This is a genomic window from Paracoccus binzhouensis (genome assembly GCF_016446475.1).
Classification (GTDB): domain Bacteria; phylum Pseudomonadota; class Alphaproteobacteria; order Rhodobacterales; family Rhodobacteraceae; genus Paracoccus; species Paracoccus binzhouensis.
The window spans coordinates 1-2,531 of sequence record NZ_JAEHFP010000214.1; the positions used below are offsets into that span (position 1 = coordinate 1).

Here is a 2,531-nt window from a genome sequence, read left to right on the forward strand (position 1 = left end):
GCCCGGGCGATGGCGGCGCGCTGGCGCATGCCGCCCGACAGCGCCGCCGGGCGGGCGGCGGCGAAGCCCTCCAGCCCGACCAGGTGCAGCAGTTGCGCCACCTTGCCCGGATCGGCGGGCCGGCGGGCCAGCTTGCGCGCCAGCGCCACGTTCTGCGCGGCGCTGAGCCAGGGCAGCAGCGAGGGGTCCTGGAACGCCACCGAGATCGCGCCCTGCCGGCGCTGCCGGGCCGGGTCCAGCCCGCCGATGCGCACCTGCCCCTCGTCCGGCTGTTCCAGCCCGGCGACCAGCCGCAGCAGCGTGGACTTGCCGCAGCCCGAGGGGCCGATCAGCGCCGTGGTCTGGCCGGCGGCGAAATCGGCATCGAAGCCTGCCACCGCCTGCAGGCCGCCGGGCCAGGTCTTGCTCAGCGCCCGACAGGCGATCCCGGCGCTGCTATCCTGCATGGACCGCCTCCAGGATCGAGCGGTCCCAGAGCGCGGGCGTCACCTCGCGGCCCAGCAGCGAGAGGGTGCGGATATTGGCCTCGACCGCCTCGTCGCTCCACCAGCCGAAGCCGTGCGTCTCGGTCAGTTCCGAGAACATCAGCGGCAATTGCCGGCGCGCCTGCAGCTTTTGCGTGGGCAGGTCCAGCCCGGCATCGGGAAACATGGCGACGGTCAGATCGGCCGCCGCATCGCTGTCGGCGCGGCAGGCTTCCCAGCCCCGCGCCTCGCCGGCCATCAGCGCCACCAGCGCCTCGCGGCGGTGGGCAAGGCTGTCCTCGGTCGCGATATAGGTCTGGGAATGCAGGGCATAGCCGTGATCGGCCATCAGCATGGTGCGGGCCTCGATGCCCTGGATGGCCATGGCGACCGGCAGGTCGGTTTCCCAGCAGAGCAGGCAGTCCACCTCGCCCGCGACCAGCGGCTGGGCGGAATATTGCGTGGGCACGATGCGGATGGCGTCGAAATCGACATCGTTCAGCTTGCACAGCGCCTGCAGGACGGGGGTGTTGGCGATGGCCATGCCGATGCTTTTCCCCGCCAGGTCGGCGGGGGTTTCCACGGGATTGCCGGGCAGCGAGGCGATGGCGAAGGGATTCTTCTGCATGGCGACGCCGATGATGCGGAACGGTGCCCCCTGCGCCACCGCCGCGGCGGCGTAATCGGCGGCGGAGATGCCGACCAGCGCCGTGCCCGCCACCACCGGCGGCTCGACCGGGGCATTCGGGCCGCCCTGCAGCAGCGCGACCTCCAGCCCCGACTCGCGCCACCAGCCATTCTGCAGCGCGATGTAGCTGCCGGCGAACTGCACCGAATGCAGCCAGGAGAGCTGCAGCGCCACGGCCTCCTGCGCCCGCGCCGGGCGCGGCAGGCCGGAGAGGCCGAGCGCCAGCCCCGCCGCCCCTGCCTGCCAGAGCCGGCGCCGTGTCAGGGAATGGGTCATCGGGGCACCTCCGTTCGGGTCATCATGGGGCTGGGGACGAACGACCGTGCCCGGCGAGGCGTTCCCTTGGCCCCGCATCGGGCGCGGCGAAGCCTTGCAGGATCAGGTCGCGCATCCGCTCCATCGGGATCGCCGGGCTGTCTGGCGGCGGGATCAGGCCGGGGGCAAGGCCCCATGCGGCGCTGCGTTCGACCAGCACGGCGGGGCCGATCACATGCAGGGGCACATCGCGCCCGCCATCCGGCGCGATCCCTTGCGCGGTCTGGTGATCGCCCAGCACCAGGATCAGCGGCGGCTCGTCCGCATGGCGCAGCGCATAGGCCGTGACCGTCTGCAGGGCATAGTCGACGGCGTCGCGATAGTGGCGGCGGATGCGCGCCGGGTCGCGCCAGACCTCTTGCGGGCTTGGGCCGGCGGTGGCCATGGCGGCGAAGGCGGAACCGTCCCCGACCTCGTCCCAGCCGATCAGCCGCGGCACCGGCACCCAGGGTGCATGCGAGGAGATCAGCGCCACCTGTGCGACAAGCGGCCTGTCCTCCGGCCCGCGCAGCAGCCGGTCGGCGGCGGCCAGGGTGAACTGGTCGGGCATGGTGACCCAGTTGAAGGGCGGACCGCGATAGCCCAGGTCCGATGCGGCCAGGATGCGGTCGAAGCCCATGCGCGCCGCCTCGGGCCAGGGGCGGGTGATGGCCGGCATCACGGCGGCAGTGCGGAACCCGGCGCGCCGCGCGTAATGGAACAGTCCCTGCCGCTTGCTGGCCAGCAGGGCTTGGTAAAGCGCCTGGTCGCCGATGCGCAGCCCCGAGGCGAATGTCGCATGCGCCAGCCAGCTTTGCCCGCCCTGCGTCGGCGAAGCCAGGAAGCCCGAGCGCATGGCAAGGCCGGCCCGCGCCAGATCGGCTTCGGTCCGGCGCAGGGTGGCAAGGTGGGGTTCGGCATAGAAGGGTGTCGCGAAACTGGCGCGGCCGTAGCTTTCGACGAAGATCACCAGCAGATCGCGGTCGAGCGCGCCCAGCAGGCCCGGCCGGCCCGCCATCGCGTCCCGTGCCGCCGCCGCCCGGAAGTCGCGCAGCGCGGCGACGGTTGCGGCGGCCAGCCCGGCG

3 protein-coding genes are annotated in these 2,531 nt (G+C 72.8%); all 3 read right to left on the reverse strand.

The features are described from left to right. A partial coding sequence (locus tag I9P22_RS23870; protein ID WP_199262692.1) for an ATP-binding cassette domain-containing protein occupies positions 1-446 on the reverse strand: 446 nt, incomplete at its 3' end. Beyond that, complete coding sequence (locus I9P22_RS23875; RefSeq protein WP_199262694.1) at positions 436-1,428, reverse strand: ABC transporter substrate-binding protein; 993 nt, start codon at positions 1,426-1,428, stop codon at positions 436-438. The genes I9P22_RS23875 and I9P22_RS23870, both read right to left, overlap by 11 nt. 22 nt (positions 1,429-1,450) lie before the next feature. Further along, on the reverse strand, positions 1,451-2,531 hold a 1,081-nt coding region (locus tag I9P22_RS23880), incomplete at its 5' end, for a sulfatase-like hydrolase/transferase (RefSeq protein WP_199262696.1).

Coding starts and splice junctions, on each gene's coding strand:
- I9P22_RS23875 (WP_199262694.1), bottom strand. CDS start 1,428: ATGACCCATTCCCTGACACGGCGCCGGCTCTGGCAGGCAGGGGCGGCG.